Source organism: Cryobacterium sp. GrIS_2_6, from assembly GCF_035984545.1.
Taxonomy (GTDB): Bacteria; Actinomycetota; Actinomycetes; order Actinomycetales; family Microbacteriaceae; genus Cryobacterium.
In genome coordinates, this window is sequence record NZ_JAXCHP010000001.1 from 2,433,214 (window position 1) to 2,452,371 (window position 19,158).

The 19,158-nt window shown below is 69.0% G+C and carries 20 protein-coding genes; 7 read left to right on the forward strand and 13 right to left on the reverse strand.

What is annotated here, in order from left to right:
- Window positions 1-19: 19 nt before the first annotated feature.
- The gene (locus tag RCH22_RS12005; RefSeq protein ID WP_327014165.1) at window positions 20-391 is read left to right on the forward strand and encodes a Fe-S oxidoreductase; all 372 of its coding nucleotides are present in this window, start codon (window positions 20-22) and stop codon (window positions 389-391) included.
- Window positions 388-1,260 (forward strand): SDR family NAD(P)-dependent oxidoreductase, encoded by an 873-nt coding sequence (locus tag RCH22_RS12010; protein WP_327014166.1) that lies wholly within the window; start codon window positions 388-390, stop codon window positions 1,258-1,260. Before RCH22_RS12005 ends, RCH22_RS12010 begins: the two co-directional genes overlap by 4 nt.
- Window positions 1,261-1,297: 37 nt before the next feature.
- Here RCH22_RS12010 and RCH22_RS12015 read toward each other — a convergent pair whose 3' ends face one another.
- From RCH22_RS12015 to RCH22_RS12025, 3 genes are all read right to left on the reverse strand, one after another.
- On the reverse strand, window positions 1,298-2,803 hold the full coding sequence (locus tag RCH22_RS12015) for a catalase (RefSeq protein WP_327014167.1): 1,506 nt from the start codon (window positions 2,801-2,803) through the stop codon (window positions 1,298-1,300).
- Between the two features lie 37 nt (window positions 2,804-2,840).
- The gene (locus RCH22_RS12020) at window positions 2,841-3,338 is read right to left on the reverse strand and encodes a Fur family transcriptional regulator (protein ID WP_327015520.1); all 498 of its coding nucleotides are present in this window, start codon (window positions 3,336-3,338) and stop codon (window positions 2,841-2,843) included.
- A gap of 113 nt (window positions 3,339-3,451) precedes the next feature.
- Window positions 3,452-4,018 (reverse strand): MarR family transcriptional regulator, encoded by a 567-nt coding sequence (locus tag RCH22_RS12025; RefSeq protein WP_327014168.1) that lies wholly within the window; start codon window positions 4,016-4,018, stop codon window positions 3,452-3,454.
- Between the two features lie 61 nt (window positions 4,019-4,079).
- On the opposite strand from RCH22_RS12025, the gene RCH22_RS12030 reads away from it, so the two are divergent.
- Window positions 4,080-6,155 carry an MMPL family transporter gene (locus tag RCH22_RS12030; RefSeq protein WP_327014169.1) on the forward strand — a complete coding sequence of 692 codons (2,076 nt, stop codon included), beginning with the start codon at window positions 4,080-4,082 and terminating at the stop codon, window positions 6,153-6,155.
- Between the two features lie 186 nt (window positions 6,156-6,341).
- Complete coding sequence (locus RCH22_RS12035) at window positions 6,342-6,608, forward strand: hypothetical protein (protein ID WP_327014170.1); 267 nt, start codon at window positions 6,342-6,344, stop codon at window positions 6,606-6,608.
- Window positions 6,609-6,635: 27 nt separating this feature from the next.
- On the opposite strand, the gene RCH22_RS12040 is transcribed toward RCH22_RS12035, so the two are convergent.
- The 9 genes from RCH22_RS12040 to RCH22_RS12080 form a co-directional block, all read right to left on the reverse strand.
- Window positions 6,636-7,025 carry a hypothetical protein gene (locus RCH22_RS12040; protein WP_327014171.1) on the reverse strand — a complete coding sequence of 130 codons (390 nt, stop codon included), beginning with the start codon at window positions 7,023-7,025 and terminating at the stop codon, window positions 6,636-6,638.
- A 3-nt stretch (window positions 7,026-7,028) separates the two neighbouring features.
- A complete protein-coding gene (locus RCH22_RS12045) occupies window positions 7,029-7,607 on the reverse strand; it encodes an N-acetyltransferase family protein (RefSeq protein WP_327014172.1) in 579 nt (192 codons plus the stop codon).
- 27 nt (window positions 7,608-7,634) lie between these two features.
- Window positions 7,635-8,315, reverse strand: coding sequence for a uracil-DNA glycosylase (locus RCH22_RS12050; RefSeq protein WP_327014173.1), 681 nt, complete (start codon window positions 8,313-8,315; stop codon window positions 7,635-7,637).
- 3 nt (window positions 8,316-8,318) lie between these two features.
- Window positions 8,319-9,068: a Type 1 glutamine amidotransferase-like domain-containing protein gene (locus RCH22_RS12055; protein WP_327014174.1), complete on the reverse strand. Its 750-nt coding sequence runs from the start codon at window positions 9,066-9,068 to the stop codon at window positions 8,319-8,321.
- On the reverse strand, window positions 9,065-9,676 hold the full coding sequence (locus tag RCH22_RS12060; protein ID WP_327014175.1) for a phosphoribosyltransferase: 612 nt from the start codon (window positions 9,674-9,676) through the stop codon (window positions 9,065-9,067). The genes RCH22_RS12055 and RCH22_RS12060 overlap by 4 nt, the downstream gene beginning before the upstream one ends.
- Window positions 9,645-10,868, reverse strand: a complete 1,224-nt coding sequence (locus RCH22_RS12065) for a bifunctional 2-methylcitrate synthase/citrate synthase (protein ID WP_327014176.1) — start codon at window positions 10,866-10,868, stop codon at window positions 9,645-9,647. The genes RCH22_RS12060 and RCH22_RS12065 overlap by 32 nt, the downstream gene beginning before the upstream one ends.
- Before the next feature lie 30 nt (window positions 10,869-10,898).
- The gene (gene prpB, locus RCH22_RS12070) at window positions 10,899-11,810 is read right to left on the reverse strand and encodes a methylisocitrate lyase (protein ID WP_327014177.1); all 912 of its coding nucleotides are present in this window, start codon (window positions 11,808-11,810) and stop codon (window positions 10,899-10,901) included.
- A complete protein-coding gene (locus RCH22_RS12075; RefSeq protein WP_327014178.1) occupies window positions 11,810-13,345 on the reverse strand; it encodes an MmgE/PrpD family protein in 1,536 nt (511 codons plus the stop codon). The genes prpB and RCH22_RS12075 overlap by 1 nt, the downstream gene beginning before the upstream one ends.
- An 85-nt stretch (window positions 13,346-13,430) precedes the next feature.
- Window positions 13,431-14,147 carry a GntR family transcriptional regulator gene (locus RCH22_RS12080; protein ID WP_327014179.1) on the reverse strand — a complete coding sequence of 239 codons (717 nt, stop codon included), beginning with the start codon at window positions 14,145-14,147 and terminating at the stop codon, window positions 13,431-13,433.
- A gap of 154 nt (window positions 14,148-14,301) precedes the next feature.
- Between RCH22_RS12080 and RCH22_RS12085 the strand changes: the two genes are divergently transcribed.
- Genes RCH22_RS12085 through RCH22_RS12095 form a run of 3 tightly spaced genes read left to right on the forward strand, consistent with a single transcriptional unit; the run spans window position 14,302 to window position 18,257 of the window.
- Complete coding sequence (locus tag RCH22_RS12085) at window positions 14,302-16,221, forward strand: AMP-binding protein (protein ID WP_327015521.1); 1,920 nt, start codon at window positions 14,302-14,304, stop codon at window positions 16,219-16,221.
- Between the two features lie 57 nt (window positions 16,222-16,278).
- The gene (locus RCH22_RS12090) at window positions 16,279-16,635 is read left to right on the forward strand and encodes a DUF485 domain-containing protein (RefSeq protein ID WP_327014180.1); all 357 of its coding nucleotides are present in this window, start codon (window positions 16,279-16,281) and stop codon (window positions 16,633-16,635) included.
- The gene (locus RCH22_RS12095) at window positions 16,632-18,257 is read left to right on the forward strand and encodes a cation acetate symporter (RefSeq protein ID WP_327014181.1); all 1,626 of its coding nucleotides are present in this window, start codon (window positions 16,632-16,634) and stop codon (window positions 18,255-18,257) included. Before RCH22_RS12090 ends, RCH22_RS12095 begins: the two co-directional genes overlap by 4 nt.
- A gap of 94 nt (window positions 18,258-18,351) precedes the next feature.
- Here the strand turns inward: RCH22_RS12095 and RCH22_RS12100 are convergent, their stop codons facing one another.
- Window positions 18,352-19,134, reverse strand: a complete 783-nt coding sequence (locus RCH22_RS12100; RefSeq protein WP_327014182.1) for an SDR family oxidoreductase — start codon at window positions 19,132-19,134, stop codon at window positions 18,352-18,354.
- Window positions 19,135-19,158 lie beyond the last annotated feature (24 nt).

Genomic DNA, 19,158 nt, shown 5'->3' on the forward strand with positions numbered 1-19,158 from the left:
GGCGGCATACGCTTGAGTGATGCTCCGGATCCTCTTCGATTCCCCCCTCAGCAGGGCCGGGTATCTCTATGCGACGGCCGTCGGGCTGGTCTGGGGAGGGCTCCTCAGCACCGGGCGCGTCGAGCGGCGCGGCGGCCTGATCGTCTTCCGTGGCCTGCCGAACTGGGCCTTCGGCCGCGGCGGGTCCTGCGTCGGCGGCTGTTACCTCACCCGGGACAACGTCTCCGACGCGATCCTCGAACACGAGGCCGTGCACAAACGGCAGTGGCAGCGCTACGGCATGCTGTTCCCACTCTTCTACCGCGCGGCCGGCAGCAACCCGCTCACCAACCGTTTTGAAATCGAGGCCGGCCTGGACACGGGCGGCTACCTGACCAAGAGGAAGTCATGACCGACACGTCCGAAGCATCCGCACCGTCCGCTCGCACCATCATCATCACCGGGGGCAGCGACGGCATCGGCGCGGCCGCGGCCCGCGCGCTGAGCCGCACGGGCGCATCCATCGTCATCGTGGGCCGCTCGACGGCCAAGACCGCCGCCGTCGCAGCACCGCTCGGCGCCGACTCGTTCACCGCCGACTTCGCCAGCCTCGACGAGGTGCGCTCTCTCGCCGCGACGCTCCTCGAGCGCTACCCGCGCATCGACGTGCTCGCCAACAACGCCGGCGGCATCATGGGCAAGCGGGTCCTCACCGTCGACGGCCACGAGAAGACCTTCCAGGTCAACCACCTCGCGCCTTTCCTGCTCACGACGCTCCTCACCGACCGGTTGCTGGAGAGCCACGCCCGGGTGATCAACACCGCGAGCGTGGCGAACAGCGTCTACGCCCGGTTCGACATCGACGACCTCGATGCGAGCACGAAGTATTCACCCAACCGGGCTTACGGCAACGCCAAGCTCGCCAACATCCTTTTCACCCGCGAGCTGCACCACCGCTACCACGAGCAGGGCCTCACGACTGCGGCGTTCCACCCCGGAGTCGTCGCGACGAGTTTCTCGTCGAACTCGACGAGCGTGATGCGCTTCATCTACCAGACCCCGCTCAAGCGGATGCTGTTCACACCGGAGCAGGGCGCAGACACCCTGGTCTGGCTCGCCACGGCTCCCCTGGACAAATGGATCTCCGGCGAGTACTACGACAAGCGCCTGGTCGCGAAGGCGAACAAGCTCGCATACGACCCGGCGCTCGCCGCAGCCCTCTGGGAACGCAGCGGGGCGATGGTGGCTGCGACCGCCCAGGCCGCACCCACCCTCGAATAGCCGCTACGGCATCCGCCCGCTTAGTCCGAAAACCGGGCTAATCCGAGTACTGCGCGGATGCCTCGGCAAGCATGTCCGCCTCTGCCCACGTCGCGAGGTTCGCGCGCAATGCAGCGCCGAGCGTGGCGTCGACGCTCGTCCAGTACCGGATCGCGCGTTCGGTGACCTCTGGGCGCCGCACGCCGCTGATCGCGCCCGTGATGGTGTCGAGGAAGCGGGCCTTCGCCGCGTCGTCGAACACGTCGCGGTAGAGCGTCCCGGCCTGGCCGAAGTCGCTGTCCTCGCTGCGCAGCACGGCGGCGGCACGGAGCAGCTCGCCGTCGTTCTCCCAGCTGCCCTCGCCCGCGAGCAGCGGGTCGGCCACCGGGCCGCCGAGCGAGTTCGGCGCGTAGTTCGGGGCCTCTGGAGCGTTGAAGTGGTGCCTGCCGGCGCCGTCCTGCGAGTAGTTGTTCACCGGGGCAGCGTGCGGGGCGTTGACGGGAAGCTCGGCGTAGTTCGTGCCGACCCGGTATCGCGCGGCATCCGGGTAGGAGAAGATGCGCGCCATCAGCATCTTGTCGGGGCTCGCCGCGATGCCGGGCACGAAGTTGGCCGGCGAGAACGCGGCCTGCTCGATCTCGGCGAAGAAATTCTGCGGGTTGCGGTTGAGCGTGTGCACACCGACCTCGATGAGCGGGTAGTCGGCGTGCGGCCAGACCTTGGTCAGGTCGAAGGGGTTGAACCGGTAGGTCTTGGCGTCCTCGTACGGCATGATCTGCACCGAGACGGTCCAGGACGGGAAGTTGCCTGCCTCGATCGCGTCGTGAAGGTCGCGCCGGTAGTAGTCGGCGTCTGCGCCGGCGATGAGCTCAGCCTCCGAGCCCTCCATCTCGACGTTGCCCTGGTTGGAGGCGAAGTGGTACTTGACCCAGAAGCGCTCGCCGGCGGCGTTGATCCACTGGTAGGTGTGCGAGCCGAAGCCGGGCATCTCGCGCCACGAGCGCGGCAGGCCGCGGTCGCCCATCAGGTAGGTGACCTGGTGCGCGGACTCCGGCGAGAGGGTCCAGAAGTCCCACTGCATCGTGGCATCGCGCAAGCCGGAGCCTGGCAGCCGCTTCTGGGAGTGGATGAAGTCGGGGAACTTGATGCCGTCGCGGATGAAGAACACCGGAGTGTTGTTGCCGACGATGTCGTAGTTGCCCTCCGTCGTGTAGAACTTGACCGAGAAGCCGCGCACGTCGCGCCAGGTGTCTGGACTGCCCTGCTCGCCTGCGACGCTCGAGAAACGCTGCAGCGTCTCGGTGCTCGTGCCCGGCTGGAAGACCGCGGCGCGGGTGTACGCGGACACGTCGCCGGTGACCTCGAACACGCCGTGCGCCCCGCCGCCCTTGGCGTGCACGATCCGCTCCGGGATGCGCTCGCGGTTGAACTGCGCGAGCTTCTCGACGAGATAGCGGTCGTGCAGGGCCGCGACGCCGTCCGTCCCGACGGTGAGGGAATGCTCGTCGCTCGCGACGGGGGTTCCGGTCTGGGTGGTCGTCGGCTTGATCGACTCGGTGGTCATGCTGCTCCTTTGTTCGACTACATGTGCACTGCGAAAGTCAGGGATGAGTGGGTGGGTGGTCGGCCGGGAGACGCGACTCTGCGCCCGCGGCCTGGCAGTCGGGGCAGAGCCCCCAGTAAGTGACCTCCGCGGCGTACACGGCGAAACCGGCCGCGTCGCTCGGCTCGAGGCAGGGCGCCTCGCCGACGGAGCAGTCCACGTCCCGCACGGCGGCGCAGCGCGAGCAGATCACGTGGTGGTGGTTGTCGCCGACCCGGCGTTCGTAGAGAGCGGGAGACCCGGACGGTTCGATCCTGCGGGTAAGACCCGCCGAGGTGAAGGCCGCGAGCACGCCGTAGACCGCCTGCAGCGACGTGCCGGGCAACTCGGTCCGCACCACGGCGAAGAGCCGCTCGGCACTCGCGTGCGGGGAATCATCGAGGGCCCGAAGCACGGCGAGGCGCGGCGCGGTGACCTTGAGTCCCGACCGGCGGATGCTGTCGCCGAGCTGCCCGGGCTCGCCCGGCCGCGAGAACCCCGGGTTCTTGCTCGGCATCCCGGTCGTCGTCATGCCCTCACGCTAACAGTTGTCTTGATTTCCTCAAAACAATTCACGGGATGTTCAGAAAGACGTATGTTCAGAAACCCGGCACGTTCAGGAAGCGGGGGTCAGGATCGGGGAGCGGTGTCGCCGTCACCATCGGCGCCGCCGGAGAGGGCGCCGCGGTAGACGTCGAGCACCCGCGACAGGAAGCCAGCGATGACCTCGCGCTCCTCCGCCGGGAGGTCACGGGTGACCGTGGCGACTCCCCCGATCACCGGCATGAGCGCTCCGACAGCCTTCTCCACCGATTTCGCTGCGGGCAGGACGACGACCTTCCGCCGGTCCGAGGTGTGCGCCTCGCGCCGGGCATGACCGAGTGCGACGAGCCGGTCGACCACCAGGGTAGTCGCGGCCGTCGAGATGTCGAGCCGCCGGGAGAGTTCGCTCGGCGTGAGCGAACCGGCCGTGATCAGGTGTTCCATTGCGGACAGGTCGGTCGGGTTCACCGCGAGGGCCTGGCCGACCTGGCGCTCGAACGCCCGGGACAGCACCACGAATTCCCGCAGCTGCGTGCCGATCTCGCCGGAATAAGGCAGGCCGATGTCGTTGTCGCCGACCAGCGGTTGGACGGCGCCGGTCGGCGCACCGATTGGTGCACTAGCCGGGCGCGGGGACTTGCGAGGCTCTGCCATGACCGCCATACTAGTCCTGATATTGCTAAGATACTTAGCAATCAGGACTATTGGAGGAAAAGTGCTCGGGATTGTGCGCATTATCACGGGTCGGCGCACGGCCTGGGTCGTCCTCGTCGGCGCCGTCATCGCCGTCGGACTGCTGTTCGCACTGCTGCCGAAGAGCGCCGGGAACGACTTCCCGACCTCCGGTTTGCCCACGTCGAGCCAGGCGGCCAGGGTCGACGCCCTCCTCGCCGACTTCCCCTCGGCGAAGCAGACCTCCGCGATCGTCGTCTGGAACCGCGGTGGCGCCGATGCGACCGGCGCGGACAGCGCACTGACGGAGGCGGACAAGGCCGCGATCACCGCGCAGGCCGCCGAACTCGGCGCACTGTCGACCGCCCCGCGGGCGACCACGCCCCGGTTCAGCGACGACGGGCTCGCGGCGATCAGCATCGTGCCGCTCGAGGCCGCCGCCGTCAGCGCCGACGTCAAGGGCACGGCCGCGGACATCCGCTCGGCCGCCTCGAGCCACCTCCCCGCCGGCCTGAGTCCGTACGTGACCGGGCCGGTCGGGTTCCAGGCCGACATCTCCAACGCCTTCGCGGGCGCCGATTTCCGGCTGCTGCTCGTGACCGTGATCGTCGTCGCGGTACTGCTGATCATCACCTACCGCAGCCCCGTGCTCTGGATCGTGCCGCTCGTGGTCGTCGGACTGGCCGACGGGCTCGCCGGCGTCGTCGTGAGCGCCCTCGCCGGCCCGTTCGGCATCACCCTGGACGCAAGCGTTTCGGGCATCCAGTCCGTGCTCGTCTTCGGTGCGGGCACCAACTACGCACTGCTGCTCGTCGCCCGCTACCGCGAGGAACTTCTGCACACCCAGAGCAGGAACGAGGCGATGCGGATCGCCGTGCGGAGCGCAGGCCCCGCGATCGCTGCCAGCGGAGGGACTGTCGCGCTGAGCCTGCTGACCTTGCTCTTCGCCGAGCTCTCCGGCAACCGCGCGCTCGGTTTCGCCTGCGCGATCGGTGTCGTCATCGCGATCCTGTTCGCCCTGATCGTCCTTCCCGCCGCCCTCGTCGTCTGCGGCCGCGGGCTGTTCTGGCCGTTCGTGCCGCGCTACGACCCCGCGTCGCTCCGCGTGCACACCGGATTCTGGTCCCGACTCGGCCGCGGCGTCGCCCGGCGCCCTGTGGCGATCATCGTCGCCTCTGCCCTCGGGCTCGGCGCCCTCAGTCTCGGGCTGGTCGGGGCATCCGTCGGGCTCTCGCAGGCGGACCAGCTGCTCGGCAACCCCGAATCGGTGCAGGCACAGGCCGTCGTCGACGCCTCGTTCTCGTCGGGGCTCACAAGCCAGACCATCGTGCTCGCACCGGATGCCTCGGCGCCAGAGGCCGCGAGCCTCGCCACAGCGACAGCGGGCGTCGCCACGGTGCAGCCCGGCGAGAGCGCGAACGGGCGCACCCGGCTCAACCTCTCGCTCTCGAGCGACCCGGGCAGCGAGACGACCTTCACGACCATCACCGCGCTGCGCACCGCGTACGCGGATGCCGGCGGCGCGGTCGCGGATTCCCTCGTCGGCGGCACGGACGCGACGGCCCTCGATACCCGAACGAGTTCGCAGCGCGACCAGGACCTGATCCTGCCGATGATCCTCGCGATCGTCTTCGGCATCCTCGCCCTGCTGCTCCGCTCCCTCGTCGCGCCGGTCCTGCTGATCCTGAGCGTGCTCGCGACGTTCTTCGCGAGCCTCGGCGCTTCCAACCTGATCTTCCAGAACCTGCTCGGCTTCCCGGCGTTCAATACGAACGTCGTGCTGTTCGCGTTCCTGTTCCTCGTCGCGCTCGGGGTGGACTACAACATCTTCCTCACCACGAGGGCGCGGGAGGAGGCCCGGCTGCACGGCACCCGGGAGGGCATGGTGCGCGCCCTCTCCTCGACCGGAGCGGTGATCACGAGCGCCGGCATCCTGATCGCAGCGGTCTTCGTTGTACTCGGGGTGCTCCCGGTCGTCGCGCTCGCGCAGATCGGCGTGATCGTCTGCCTCGGCGTGCTGCTCGACACCCTGCTCGTCCGCACCCTCGTGGTTCCCGCGCTCGTGTTCCTCACCGGCGACCGGTTCTGGTGGCCGTCGCACCCGGCGCTCCGCGAGTAGCGAGGCACCGAGCCCCGGGCGCCGAGCGCCCAGCGCCGGCAGGCCTCGCGAGTCCAGTGTGCGCATGGCTGCGGTGCTCGAGCGGATGCTGCCGGCGTGGCTTGTGCGGCATCCGCTGCTGGCGGGCTGGGCCTGACTGGCCCTCTGGGGTGTCGTGGTCGCCTCAGACGCCCTCTCTCCCCCTGGGTGCCCGGTCCCGGCTGGTACGCGGTCGTCGTACTGTGGATGGCGCTCGTCGTACGGTGCAGCTGGTTCCTGCGACGGTTGCGCGGCTGGCGCGAGCTGCCGGAGGCGCACGCGGTTCCGGAGGACTTCCTGCGGACCAGCCCGCGCTTACGATCCACGATCGTGGGGCTCGCCCACCCGGGGCTGCTCCTCGCCGGTGGGCTCGGGGCATCCGTGCTCGCCGTCGTTCTCGGAGGGCCCGAGTCCACGCTGAATCTCACTCCGTGACCTGCGCCCCGGACAGGGCAGTGCGGCTCAGCGAGCGAGCGGGCCGCCGACCGTGGTCAGCAGCGCCTGGAACGCCCGGGGCGCGCCGCGGAGCTCCGACCGGGCCGTGAGTGCACCGGCGGCATGCAGCACCTGGGCGACGTTGATGATCTCGTACTGCACGAGCGAACCCTGGTCCTCTGCGAGGACGCGGTATTCACCGCGGTACCACCAGTCCCCCTGCACCACGATCAGGCGCTCGGCGGGATCGGCCCGGAAATGCCGGTTGATCGCGGCGGTCCCCTCGCTCGGTGCCGGCATCAGCGCCGCGAGGAGCCGCACGAACACGGTCTCCGGCGGCGCTTCGAGGTGCCCAGCGAAGGACCGCAGCACGGTGTGTCGAGGCGGCAGCTCGAACGAGACCTCCGGATCGGTCACGGGTTACTTCAGGCTTTTCTGGAGCAGCACGGTTCCGAGCCAGCGGTCGAACTTGAAGCCGACCTTGCCCATCCGGCCGATCTCCTTGAACCCGAAGTCGACGTGCAGCTTGATCGACGCGTCGGCGCCCTGGTCGGCGATCACTGCGATGATCTCCTTGAGGCCCGCATCCTTGGAACGCGTGATGAGTTCGCCGAGCAGCACCCGGCCGAGGCCCTTGCCTGTCGAGGCCGCTCCGAGGTAGATCGAGTTCTCGACGGTGAAGCGGAACGCGCGCTTCTCTTTCCACGGCGTGACGAGGGCGTAGCCGAGGATCTGACCGACCGGGGACACGGCCACGATGAAGGGCATGCCGAGCTTGCCGAGGTAGTAGAACTTGCTGCGCCAGGCGGCGAGGGTCATCGGGTCGACGTCGAAGGTGACCGTGCTGTTGGCGACGTAGTAGTTGTAGATCTCGCGGATGTATGGCAGGTCGGTGATCAGCGCGTCCCGCATCGAGTACTCGAATGGAGCCTCGGTCTCCGGCGCCGGGCGCAGGTGCCTGGGCAACTGCCGGCGCGGCTGGTATTCCTCTTCAAGCATGGCTGGCTCCTCCCACGGACTTCCAGATTACCCGAGAGTCCAGTCGACGGGCGCTGCGCCCTGCTCGGCGAGGAGCGCGTTCGCGCGGCTGAAGGGCCTCGACCCGAAAAAGCCCCGCCGCGCGGACAGCGGGCTCGGATGCGCTGACTCGATCACGGGCGTGTCGGAAAGCAACGGCCGCAGCCTCGCGGCGTCCTTCCCCCAAAGGATCGCGACGAGCGGCGTGCCGCGGGCGACGAGGGCACGGATGGCCTGGTCCGTGACGGCCTCCCAGCCGTGCCCGCGGTGCGAACCCGGCTCGCCGGCGCGCACGGTGAGCACCCGGTTGAGCAGCAGCACACCCTGGGCCGACCAGGCCGAGAGGTCTCCGGTGCGCAGGGTGACGCCGACGTCCGACTGGAGCTCGGCGCCGATGTTCACGAGGCTCCGGGGCACGGGCCGCACGGCGGGGTCGACCGCGAATGCGAGGCCGAGCGGATGCCCCGGCGTCGGGTACGGGTCCTGGCCGACAAGGAGCACGCGTACCGCCCGGAACGGTTCGCGGAAGGCGCGCAGCACGGTCGCTGGCGCCGGCAGCCAGGGTCGCCCGGCGGCCGACTCCGCGTCGAGGAAACCGGTCGCCTGGGCCAGCGCGCCCGCAGCGGGGGCGAGGGCCGCTGCCCAGCCGGGGTCGATCGATGGCGGGTCGATCGATGGCGGGTCGATCACGGCCTAGGCGCCGAAGGTGCTGACGAGCACGCCGTTCTCGGACTGGCTGACCCGCCAGACGCTGCCGGAGCCGACCACGCGGAGGGCGCCTTCCCCGACGATGAGCGCGGTGTTCTCGTCGACAGCGAGGCCGCCGTCGATGAGGCCGGCTTCCGTTGCGGCGATCAGGCGGGACAGGGTTCCCCACTGGGCGGCGTGCACGTCGACGGTGACGTCGAGCAGGCCGATGCCGGGCTGGATGGTGAGTTCGTCGAGGCCTTCAGAGGCCGCTTCTGCGCTGACCTCGACCTCGCCCAGGCGCCAGCCGCCGACGAGGGCACGCTCTGCGGCGATCATGGCGCCGGCCGAGTAGCCGAGGTACGGCACGCCGGCGGACACCTGGCGGCGGATCTCGCCTGCGATCGGGGTGAGCGCGGCAAGGTAGGCGGGGGTGAGCCCGCCGCCGACGACGATGCCGTCGACGCCCGCGATCGCGGGCAGGGTCGCCGCGTCGCTCAGTGTGAGTTCGGTGATCTTCGCCTCGAAGACCCCGGCCGTGCCGAGCGCCTCGGCGAGCTTCGCGGCGTGCTGGGCGGCGTCGTCAACAGCGTCGTCAACAGCAGCGGTGCCGGGCGCACGCACCGCGATGATCGCGATCCGGGGTTCGTCGCGACCGGCGGCCGTGGCACGCACGGTCGCCTCGGCGAGGAACGGACCGAACAGGGCCGCGCTGTGTTCGGCAGCCCGGCCGCCGCCGACGAGGTGGATGCTCATGCGACGACGCCCGCGACGGCAGGCGCGACGACGACATTCTCCACTGCGGAGGGGGCGACGACGGTCGCGACGATGGGGGCGAGCAGGGCCCTCACTTCTGGCGCGTCGACGATCGGCAGCGCCGACCACGGGAACACGATCCAGTCGTCGGTCTCGCGCCAGGTGTAGTCCGGAATGAGGACCGTGCGCGGCTTGGTGTACAGGGTCGCGGAGCGCACCTCGGCAGCCGACTCCCGCAACATCGCCAGTACGAGCGCGAGGGTGCGCCCCGAGTCGGAGACGTCGTCGACGAGCAGCACGCTGAGTCCGGCAAGAGCCGGCGCGTCGAGCATCGGACCGGAGAGCACGGGCTCGGGCAGGCGTTCGTCGACCCCGGTGTAGAACTGCACGTTGATGCTGCCGCAGTTCTTCGTGCCGAGCGCGTACGACATCGCGCCAGCGAGCAGCAGGCCGCCGCGCGCGATCGCGATCACGACGTCCGGGTGGAATCCGCTCGACAGCACGTCGACGGCCAGTTGCCGCGAGGCAGCGGCGAAGTCCTCCCAGCCGAGGATTTCCCGCTGGATGCCGGTCGTGTCAGTTGCTGAGTCGTCTGCTTCGAATGCCATTTTCCAATGGTAGGTCACCGGCCGGTTGGAGGTCGGGTTCCGGTTCAGCGGCCAGGTGCCTTTCCGGGTGCCCGTCGTAGAGCGAGAGCGGCCGAATCAGGGAGTTCGAGGCAGTCTGCTCGATGATGTGCGCGGTCCAGCCGGCGATCCGGGAGGCCACGAAGAGGGGCGTGAAGGTCAGGGTGTCGAAACCCATCAGGTAGTACGCCGGTCCCGACGGGTAGTCGAGGTTCGGCAGGATTCCGGTGCGCTCCTTCATCCCCGCCGCGAGGCGCTCGTAGAGCTCGATCAGGTCGGGGCGCTGGTAGTGCTCGACGAGGGTGAGCAGCGCGGTCTTCATCGTCGGCACCCGGGAGTCGCCGTGCTTGTAGACGCGGTGGCCGAAACCCATCACCTTGTGATGCGCGTCGAGGGTCTCCTTGAGCCAGGCATCCGCTCGCTCGCCGGAGCCTTCGCCGAGGCCGATCTGCTCGAACGTGTGCATCACGGCTTCGTTGGCGCCGCCGTGCAGGGCACCTTTGAGGGCGCCGACCGCCCCGGTGATCGCCGAGTGCAGGTCGCTCATCGTGGAGGTGATCACGCGCGCGGTGAAGGTCGATGCGTTGAAGGAGTGGTCGGCGTACATGATCATCGACACGTCGAAGGCCTCGACGACGACGAGTTCCGGCACCTCGCCGAACGTCATGAACAGGAAGTTCGCCGAGTAGCCGAGGTCGTCGCGCGGTTCGATCGGCTCGAGCCCGTGGCGGCGGCGCTGGTCGTAGGCGACGATCGCGGGCATCTGTGACCAGAGCCGCAGGCCCTTGGCCTTGTTCGCCTCCGGTGAGGCGTCGTCGACCTGCGGGTCGAAGGCACCGATCAGGCTCACGGCGGTTCGCACGACGTCCATCGGGTGCGCGGTCAGGGGAAGCTCGTCGATCACGCGGCGCACGGCGGGCTGGAGGTGGCGGAGGGACCGCTCCTCGTCTTCGAACGCGGCGAGCTCGTCGGGCGTCGGGAGTTCGCCGTTCCAGAGCAGGTAGGTGACCTCCTCGAAGCTCTTCTGCGCGGCGAGTTCCTGCACCGGATAGCCACGGTAGAGCAGCGAGTTCGACAGGTCGTTGACCTTGGAGACGCGGGTGCGGTCGACCACGATTCCGGCGAGGCCCTTGTAGACCGTCGGTTCGGTGACGGCTGGTTCGTTCTGACTCATGTCGCTCCTTCGCGTGCGGTGAGTGCGTGGTTACGCGGGCAGGGTGGGGTTGAGGGTGAAGTTGAAAACGCCGGAGTCGAAGTGATTGTACGACTCGTAGTCGAGCAGTTCGTAGAGCTTCGAGCGGTGCTGCATCTCGGGCAGCATCGACTGGAGCGAGCCGTGTTCGATGATCGCGTCGAGGCCGCGGTCGGCGGCGCCCATCGCGAGGCGCAACAGCGAGACGGGGAAGATCACGAGGTTCATCCCGACATCGGCGAGCTGCTGCACGGTGAAGAGCTCCCCCTTGCCGAACTCGGTCATGTTCGCGAGCACGGGCACGTCGACGGCCGCACGGATCGCCGCGAATTCGGCGAGCGACGCCATCGCCTCGGGAAAGATCGCGTCGGCGCCCGCGTCGACGAGTGCCTTCGCCCGGTCGACGGCCGCGGCGAGACCGTCGACGGCACGGATGTCGGTGCGCGCCATCACGAGGAAGTTCGGGTCCCTGCGGGCATCGACGGCCGCACGGATGCGCTTGCCGGCCGTCTCGAGGTCGACGACCTGCTTGCCGTCGAGGTGGCCGCAGCGCTTCGGGTTGACCTGGTCCTCGATGTGCATTCCGGCGAGGCCGGCGTCCTCGAGGGTCTGCACGGTGCGCGCGACGTTCATCGGCTCGCCGAATCCGGTGTCGGCGTCGACGATCGCGGGCAGGTCGGTCATCCTGGCGATCTGCTGGCTGCGCCCGGCGACCTCAGTAAGGGTGGTCAGGCCGATGTCTGGCAGGCCGAGGTCGGAGGAGAGCACGGCGCCGGAGATGTAGACACCCTCGAACCCCTTCGCGTCGATCAGGCGGGCGGAGAGCGGGTTGAATGCCCCGGGGAACCGGAGCAGGCGTCCGCTGGCCAGGTCGCGGCGGAAACCCTCCCGCTTGGCGGCGGGGGTGCGTGTCGAATACAACATCAGAAGATTCCATTCGGGATGGGGACCGAGGTGAGCAGGCCGTTGCGGGCCACGATGGTGAGCTGGTCGAGGTCGTCGGCGGCGAGGTCGGGCAGGCGTTCCGCGGCGTCGAGGAAGCGCAGGATCTCGCCCTCCTCGAGCACGCCCGCGGCGAGCGTGCGGAACTTGTCAATGTACTCCGCCCGGCCGAAGGGCTGCGCGCCGAGCGGATGCGCGTCGGCGACGGCGAGCTCGTCGACGATCCGCTTGCCATTGGCCAGCTCGATCTCGACCCGGCCGCCGAAGGCCTTCTCGGCGGGGTCGAGCGAGTGGTAGCGCCGGGTCCACTCGACGTCCTCCTCGGTCGTGACCTTGTTCCAGAGGGCGATGGTGTCCGCGCGGTTCGCGCGTTCCGGCCGGTAGGAGTCGACGTGGTGCCAGCTGCCGTCCTGCAGTGCGACGGTGAAGATGTACGGGATCGAGTGGTCGAGGGTCTCCCTGGTCGCACTCGGGTCGTACTTCTGCGGGTCGTTCGCACCGGAGCCGATCACGTTGTGGGTGTGATGGCTCGTGTGGATCACGATCCGGGTGATGTTGGCCGGGTCGGCGAGCTCAGGGTGCTCGCGGTAGAGCTTGCGGGCGAGGTCGATGAGGGCCTGGGCCTGGTATTCGGCGGAGTGTTCCTTCGTGTAACTGTCCAGGATGGCCCGCTTGGCCTCGCCCCGCCCCGGCAGGGCGACCTGGTAGGAAGCCTCCGGACCGTCGAGGAGCCAGGCGATGACGCCGTCTTCGCCCTCGTAGATCGGGGTCGGACTCGTCTCGCCACGCATGGCGCGGTCGACGGATTCGACGGCCATCTTGCCGGCGAACGCGGGCGCGTACGCCTTCCAGCTCGAGATCTCACCCTTGCGGGACTGCCGGGTGGCTGTTGTGGTGTGCAGGGCCTGGCCGATGGCCTGGAAGATCGTCTCGGTGTCGAGGCCGAGAAGGGTGCCGATTCCGGCGGCGGCCGACGGGCCGAGGTGGGCGACGTGGTCGATCTTGTGCGCGTGCAGGCTGATCGCCCGCACGAGGTCGATCTGGATCTCGTAGCCGGTCGCGATCCCGCGCACGAGGTCCCGACCGGTCAGGCCGCGGGTGACGGCGAGGTGCTGGGCGACGGCGAGGACCGGCGGGATGTTGTCGCCGGGGTGGGAGTACTCGGCGGCGAGGAAGGTGTCGTGGTAGTCCAGTTCGCGGACGGCGACGCCGTTGGCCCACGCCGCCCATTCCGGCGAGACCCGGCGGGAACGCTGTTCGCCGAACACGGTCGCGCCGACGCCGTTGAAGGAGCGCGGATGCGCGAGCGCCTGCGAGCGTGCGGCGACGACCGGTCGCCGGGTGAGCGAGGCGGCTGCGACCGCGGCATTGTCGATGACCCGGTTGATGATCATCTCGGTCACCTCGGCAGAGACCTCCACCGGGTCGGCCGCGCACTCGGCGATCTTCCAGGCGAGCTGGTCCGTGCGGGCCAGGTCTTCGTCGCTGCGGTGGACTCGAACATCGTGAAACTGCACAGGGTTCCCTTCGGTGGTTCGGTTGGGCGGTGGTCCGGGTGGGCGGTGGTACGGGTGGGCGGTGGTCCGAGTGGGCGCTGGTGGTTCAGCCGACCGGGGTGGCCGGGCTCGCCTCGAGCGCAGCGAGGACGTTGCTGAGGCTCTGGTGGAGGTGGACATGGGTGGCGTGGGCGGCGAGCGAGGTGTCGCCGGCGATGATGGCCTCGATGATGAGGAGGTGCTCGGCCGCCGCCGCCCGTAGCCGGTACGGGTTGTGCCTGGCGAGCCTGCGGATCCTGGCGAGATGGGTGCGCACGTTGGCGAGCGCGGTGACGAGGAAAGGATTGCCGACTGCCGCGTCGAGCGCGTCGTCGAAGTCGTCGATGAGCTCGTAGTACCGGTGCAGGCCGGCCTCGCCCAGCAGCAGCAGTTCGGGTGCCGCGCGGAACTGGTCGCGCAGCTCGAGGAAAACGTGGGGGTCGCGCCGGGTCGCCGCGATCCTGGCCGCGTGCTCCTCGAGGGCCCGGCGGAGTTCGTACAGTTCGTGGATGCTGTCGACGGACATTTCCGTGACCATGAAGCCGCGGCCGGCGCGGCCGGCGACGAGCCCGTCGGCGATCAGGCGGGCTATGGCGGCCCGGAGCGGGGTGCGCGAGACGCCGATGCGGTCGGACTGCTCGACCTCGAGGAGGCCGGCGCCCGGGGCAAGGACTCCGTCGAGGATCTCGTCGCGCAGCTGCCGGTATGCGCGTTCGCTCGCGCTGACGACGGCGACCGGCGTTGCGGCCGTACGGGTACCCAGCGGAGTGATGTTCCCCAACATTGGGGTTTCTGTATACACAGACGCCATGCTATTCCCTTTTTACCCGGCGTGTGCAAGACTTCCTGAATTCTATGTATACATAGGAGCTTCAATGGGGAGGTTCACAGTGACATACACAGCGACAGGCGCGGCGGGGAGCTACCGCGGCTCCTGGCTGCGCTCGACGGATGCCGCGACCCGCGCCGACTTCTGGCTCGAGGCATCCGCTTTCATCGACTGGACCGTGCCCCCGCGCACCGCGCTCGAGGAGCGCGAGCCCGGGACCTGGCGCTGGTTCCCGGACGGCGAGCTCAACACGAGCTACAACGCCCTCGACCGGCACGTGCTCGCCGGCCGCGGCGACCAGGCCGCGGTCATCTACGACTCCGCGATGAGCGGCACCCGGGTCAGCATCAGCTACAGCCGGCTGCTCGACCGCGTTTCCCGGTTCGCCGGGGTGCTGCGCGCCCAGGGCGTCGGCGTCGGCGACCGGGTGATCGTCTACCTGCCAATGATCCCGGAGGCGATCGTGGCCATGCTCGCGTGCGCCAGGATCGGCGCCGTGCACTCCGTTGTCTTCGGCGGCTTCGCGGCGAGCGAACTCGCCGTGCGGATCGACGACGCCCGGCCCACCGTGATCGTGACCGCGTCTGGCGGGCTCGAGCCCGGCCGCGTCGTCGAATACCTGCCGCTCGTGAAGAAGGCGCTTGACCGGTCGCATGGTTCTGTCCGCACCGTCATCGTGCGGGACCGCGAGTCGATCCCCGGGAGCGCGGCGGACTACGCCGACACGGACACGGACACGGACACGGACACGGACGCCGTCATCTGGCTCGACTGGGCGACCGAAGAGGATGCCGCGACCCCGGCCGAACCCGTGAGCCTCCGCTCGGAGGACCCGCTCTACATCCTCTACACCTCGGGAACGACCGGGAATCCGAAGGGCATCGTGCGCGACAACGGCGGACACGCCGTCGCGCTCGCCTGGTCGATGCGCAACATCTACGCCGCGGAGCCCGGAGACGTCTTCTGGGCGGCCTCGGACGTCGGCTGGGTCGTCGGGCACTCCTACATCGTCTACGCGCCGCTCCTCGTCGGGGCGACGACCGTCATCTACGAGGGCAAGCCGATCGGCACCCCCGATGCCGGCGCCTTCTGGCGGGTCGTCGAGGACTACCAGGTCACCGTGCTCTTCACCGCCCCGACCGCGATCCGGGCCATCCGCCGGGTCGACCCCGAGCTCGCCGAGCTGCAGAAGTACGACGTCTCGAGCCTGACCGGCCTCTTCCTCGCCGGGGAACGACTCGACCCCGAGACGTACCACTGGGCCAACGACGGGCTGCACTGCCCGGTGATCGACCACTGGTGGCAGACCGAGACCGGCTGGGCGATCTGCGCGAACCCGCGCGGCATCGAGGAGGTCCCGACCAAGCCGGGATCGGCGACGTTCCCGGTCGCAGGCTACGCCATCGAGATCCTCGACTCGAAGGGCCGGCCCGTGACCAAGGTCGGCAAGGAGGGCAACATCGCCATCCGCCTGCCGCTTCCGCCCGGAACCCTGCTCGGTGTCTGGGGCAGCGCGGAGCGGTATACGAACGCCTACCTCTCCGCCTTCCCCGGCTACTATGCGACGGGCGACTCCGGCCATTTCGACGCCGACGGCTACCTCTACGTGATGGGCCGCACCGACGACGTGATCAACGTGGCCGGGCACCGACTGTCGACCGGATCCCTCGAGGAGGTGCTCACCCTGCATCCGTCGGTCGCGGAGTGCGCCGTGCTCGGAGTGCACGACCCGCTCAAGGGCCAGCGCGCCGCGGGCTTCGTGACGCTGAAGGCCGGGGCGACGATCGACCACGACACCCTCGCCAAGGAACTCGTCGGACTTGTGCGCGAGCACGTCGGCCCTGTCGCCGCATTCCGTGACGTGACGATCCTCGACCGGCTGCCGAAGACCCGCTCGGGCAAGATCCTGCGCAAGACGATCCGCCAGATCGTCGACGGCGAGCCGTACACGGTTCCCCCGACTATCGAGGACCCTGCCGTGCTCGACGCGCTCAAGCTCGCCGTGCACGGCACCGCCCACACCGACTGAACCCTCTCCCCAGACCGCACCACCCAGCACCATCCTCAACGGAGCAAAGGAGCCCCCATGACGGAATCACTGAGAGATGCACGACCGGGAGCGACGCCGTCGTCGATCGACTACGTCGCTTTCGCCCAATCGCCCCGCTTCCTCGAGCTGAAGCGGAGGAGGAACCGGTTCGTGATCCCGCTCGCCGTGTTCTTCCTGGTCTGGTACTTCGGGTTCGTCCTCGTCGCCGCCTACCTGCCCGCCGTGATGGCCATCCCGGTCGTCGGATCGGTCAACCTCGGCCTTGTGCTCGGCCTCGGCCAGTTCGTCACGACCTTCGTGATCACCATGTGGTACGTGTCCTTCTCCAACAAGACCCTCGACCCGATGGGCGCAGCGCTCCGCGCAGAGCTCGAAAAGATGGAGCAGAAATGAGCGCCGGCGCCATGATCGTCCAGACCGCCGTGAAGGCCACGGAGACCAATCCCGTCCTGAACATCTCGATCTTCCTCGCCTTCGTGGCCGTCACCCTGATCGTCGTGATCCGGGCCGGCCGCAACAACCGTTCCGCGGCGGACTACTACACCGGCGGCCGGTCCTTCACCGGGCCGCAGAACGGCTTCGCGATCGCGGGAGACTACCTCTCGGCGGCGTCCTTCCTCGGCATCGTCGGAGCGATCGCGATCAGCGGGTACGACGGCTTCCTGTACTCGATCGGGTTCCTCGTCGCGTGGCTCGTCGCGCTGCTGCTCGTCGCAGAGCTGATGCGCAACACCGGCAAGTACACGATGGCCGACGTGCTCTCGTTCCGGCTCAAGCAGGGCCCGGTCAGGGTCGCGGCAGCCACGACGACCCTCGCCGTGTGCTTCTTCTACCTCCTCGCCCAGATGGCCGGCGCCGGCGGACTCGTGTCCCTGCTGCTCGGCATCAACGACAAGCTCGGCCAGTCGGTCGTGGTCGTCGTGGTCGGCGGCCTGATGATCCTCTACGTACTCATCGGCGGAATGAAGGGCACCACCTGGGTCCAGATCATCAAGGCGTTCCTCCTCATCATCGGAGCCCTCGGGATGACGATCTGGGTGCTCGCGATCAACGGCTTCAACTTCTCCGCGCTGCTCGACTCTGCCGTCGCGGCCTCGATCAGCAAGCCCGCGGAGGCCATCCTCGTGCCGGGGCTCAAGTACGGGCACAATCCGCTCGACTTCATCTCCCTCGCGATCGCGCTCGTACTCGGCACCGCGGGCCTGCCGCACGTGCTGATGCGCTTCTACACGGTCCCGAGCGCCAAGGAGGCCCGTCGCTCCGTGGTCTGGGCGATCTGGCTCATCGGCGCGTTCTACCTCTTCACCCTCGTGCTCGGCTTCGGCGCAGCGGCGCTCGTCGGCGCGGACGTCATCGCGGCGGCTCCCGGCGGGGTCAACTCCGCAGCGCCGCTCCTCTCGCTCGCGCTCGGCGGACCGCTCCTGCTCGGCTTCATTTCGGCGATCGCCTTCGCGACGATCCTCGCGGTCGTCGCCGGCATCACGATCACCGCGGCCACCTCCTTCGCTCACGACATCTACATGAGCGTGATCAAGAAGGGCAAGGGTGACCCCGACAGCGAGGTCAAGGTCGCCCGCCGCACCGTCATCGTGATCGGCATCCTCGCGATCGCGGGCGGCATCGGCGTGCAGGGCCAGAACATCGCGTTCCTCGTGGCGCTCGCCTTCGCCGTCGCCGCGAGCGCGAACCTCCCGACGATCCTCTACTCGCTGTTCTGGCGCGGCTTCACCACCCGCGGAGCGGTCTGGAGCATGTACGGCGGCCTCGCCGCCGCGATGATCCTGATCATCTTCTCCCCGGTGTTCTCCGGCACGCCGACGTCGATGTTCGGCGCGGGGGTCAACTTCGCGTGGTTCCCGCTCAGCAACCCCGGCATCGTCTCGATCCCGATCGGCTTCTTCCTCGGCTGGCTCGGCTCCGTCACGAGCACCCGCACGGAGGACCCTCTCCTCGCCGCCGAGATGTCGGTCCGCTCCCTCACCGGCCACGGCGCCGAGAAGGCCGTCGAGCACTAGCCCGTACGTTTCCGGTCGAGAGTTCCCGCTCTGCGGGTGACTCTCGACCGGAACGGTGCGGGTCACGGAACTTCGGGCAGGCGGATGCCGCGGGTCAGTCCTTCGGGACGAGGGGGCCGCGCGCGACGCGCGTCGGGGCCGCCTGCGCGACGGGCTTGACCGTGATCAGGTCGAGGTTGACGTGGGCGGGCAGCTCAACGCTCAGCACGATCGTCTCGGCGATGTCCTCCGCGGTGAGCGGGTTCTCCACGCCGGCGTACGCGGCCGCGGCCTTCTCCGTGTCGCCGCCGAAGCGGACGAGGCCGAATTCCTCGGTCTTGACCATGCCGGGCGCGATCTCGATCACCCGGATCGGCTCACCGTTGAGTTCGAGCCGAAGAACCTCCACGAGGGCGTGGGCCGCGAACTTGGCGGCGTTGTATCCGCCGCCGCCGAGGTACGCGACGTGCCCGGCGATCGAGGTGACCGTGACGATGTCGGCGCTGCCAGCGGCATCCGTGCGGAGCGTCTCCCGCAACAGCGGGAGCACGGCACTCGTGACCCGCTTGACCGCGAGTACATTGATCTCGAACATCCAGGCCCAGTCTTCGACAGGGGCGGTCTCGACGCTGTCGAGGCCGCGGGCGCCGCCGGCGTTGTTCACGAGGGCGTGCACGGGGCCGGATACCGCGAGATAGTCGCGAAGGGCGTCGACGTCCGCCTGCACCGTCAGGTCGGCCGTGAAGACGTCTGCGCCGGTCTCCGCTGCGAGGGCCGCAAGCCGGTCGGCACGCCGAGCCACGCCGACGACGTCCCAGCCGTGGGCCCGGAACAGTCGCACCGTGGCCGCTCCGATTCCCGAACTCGCACCGGTCACTACAACTCGCTTGTTTGCCATGCTCCCATTCTGCGGGAGACGGCC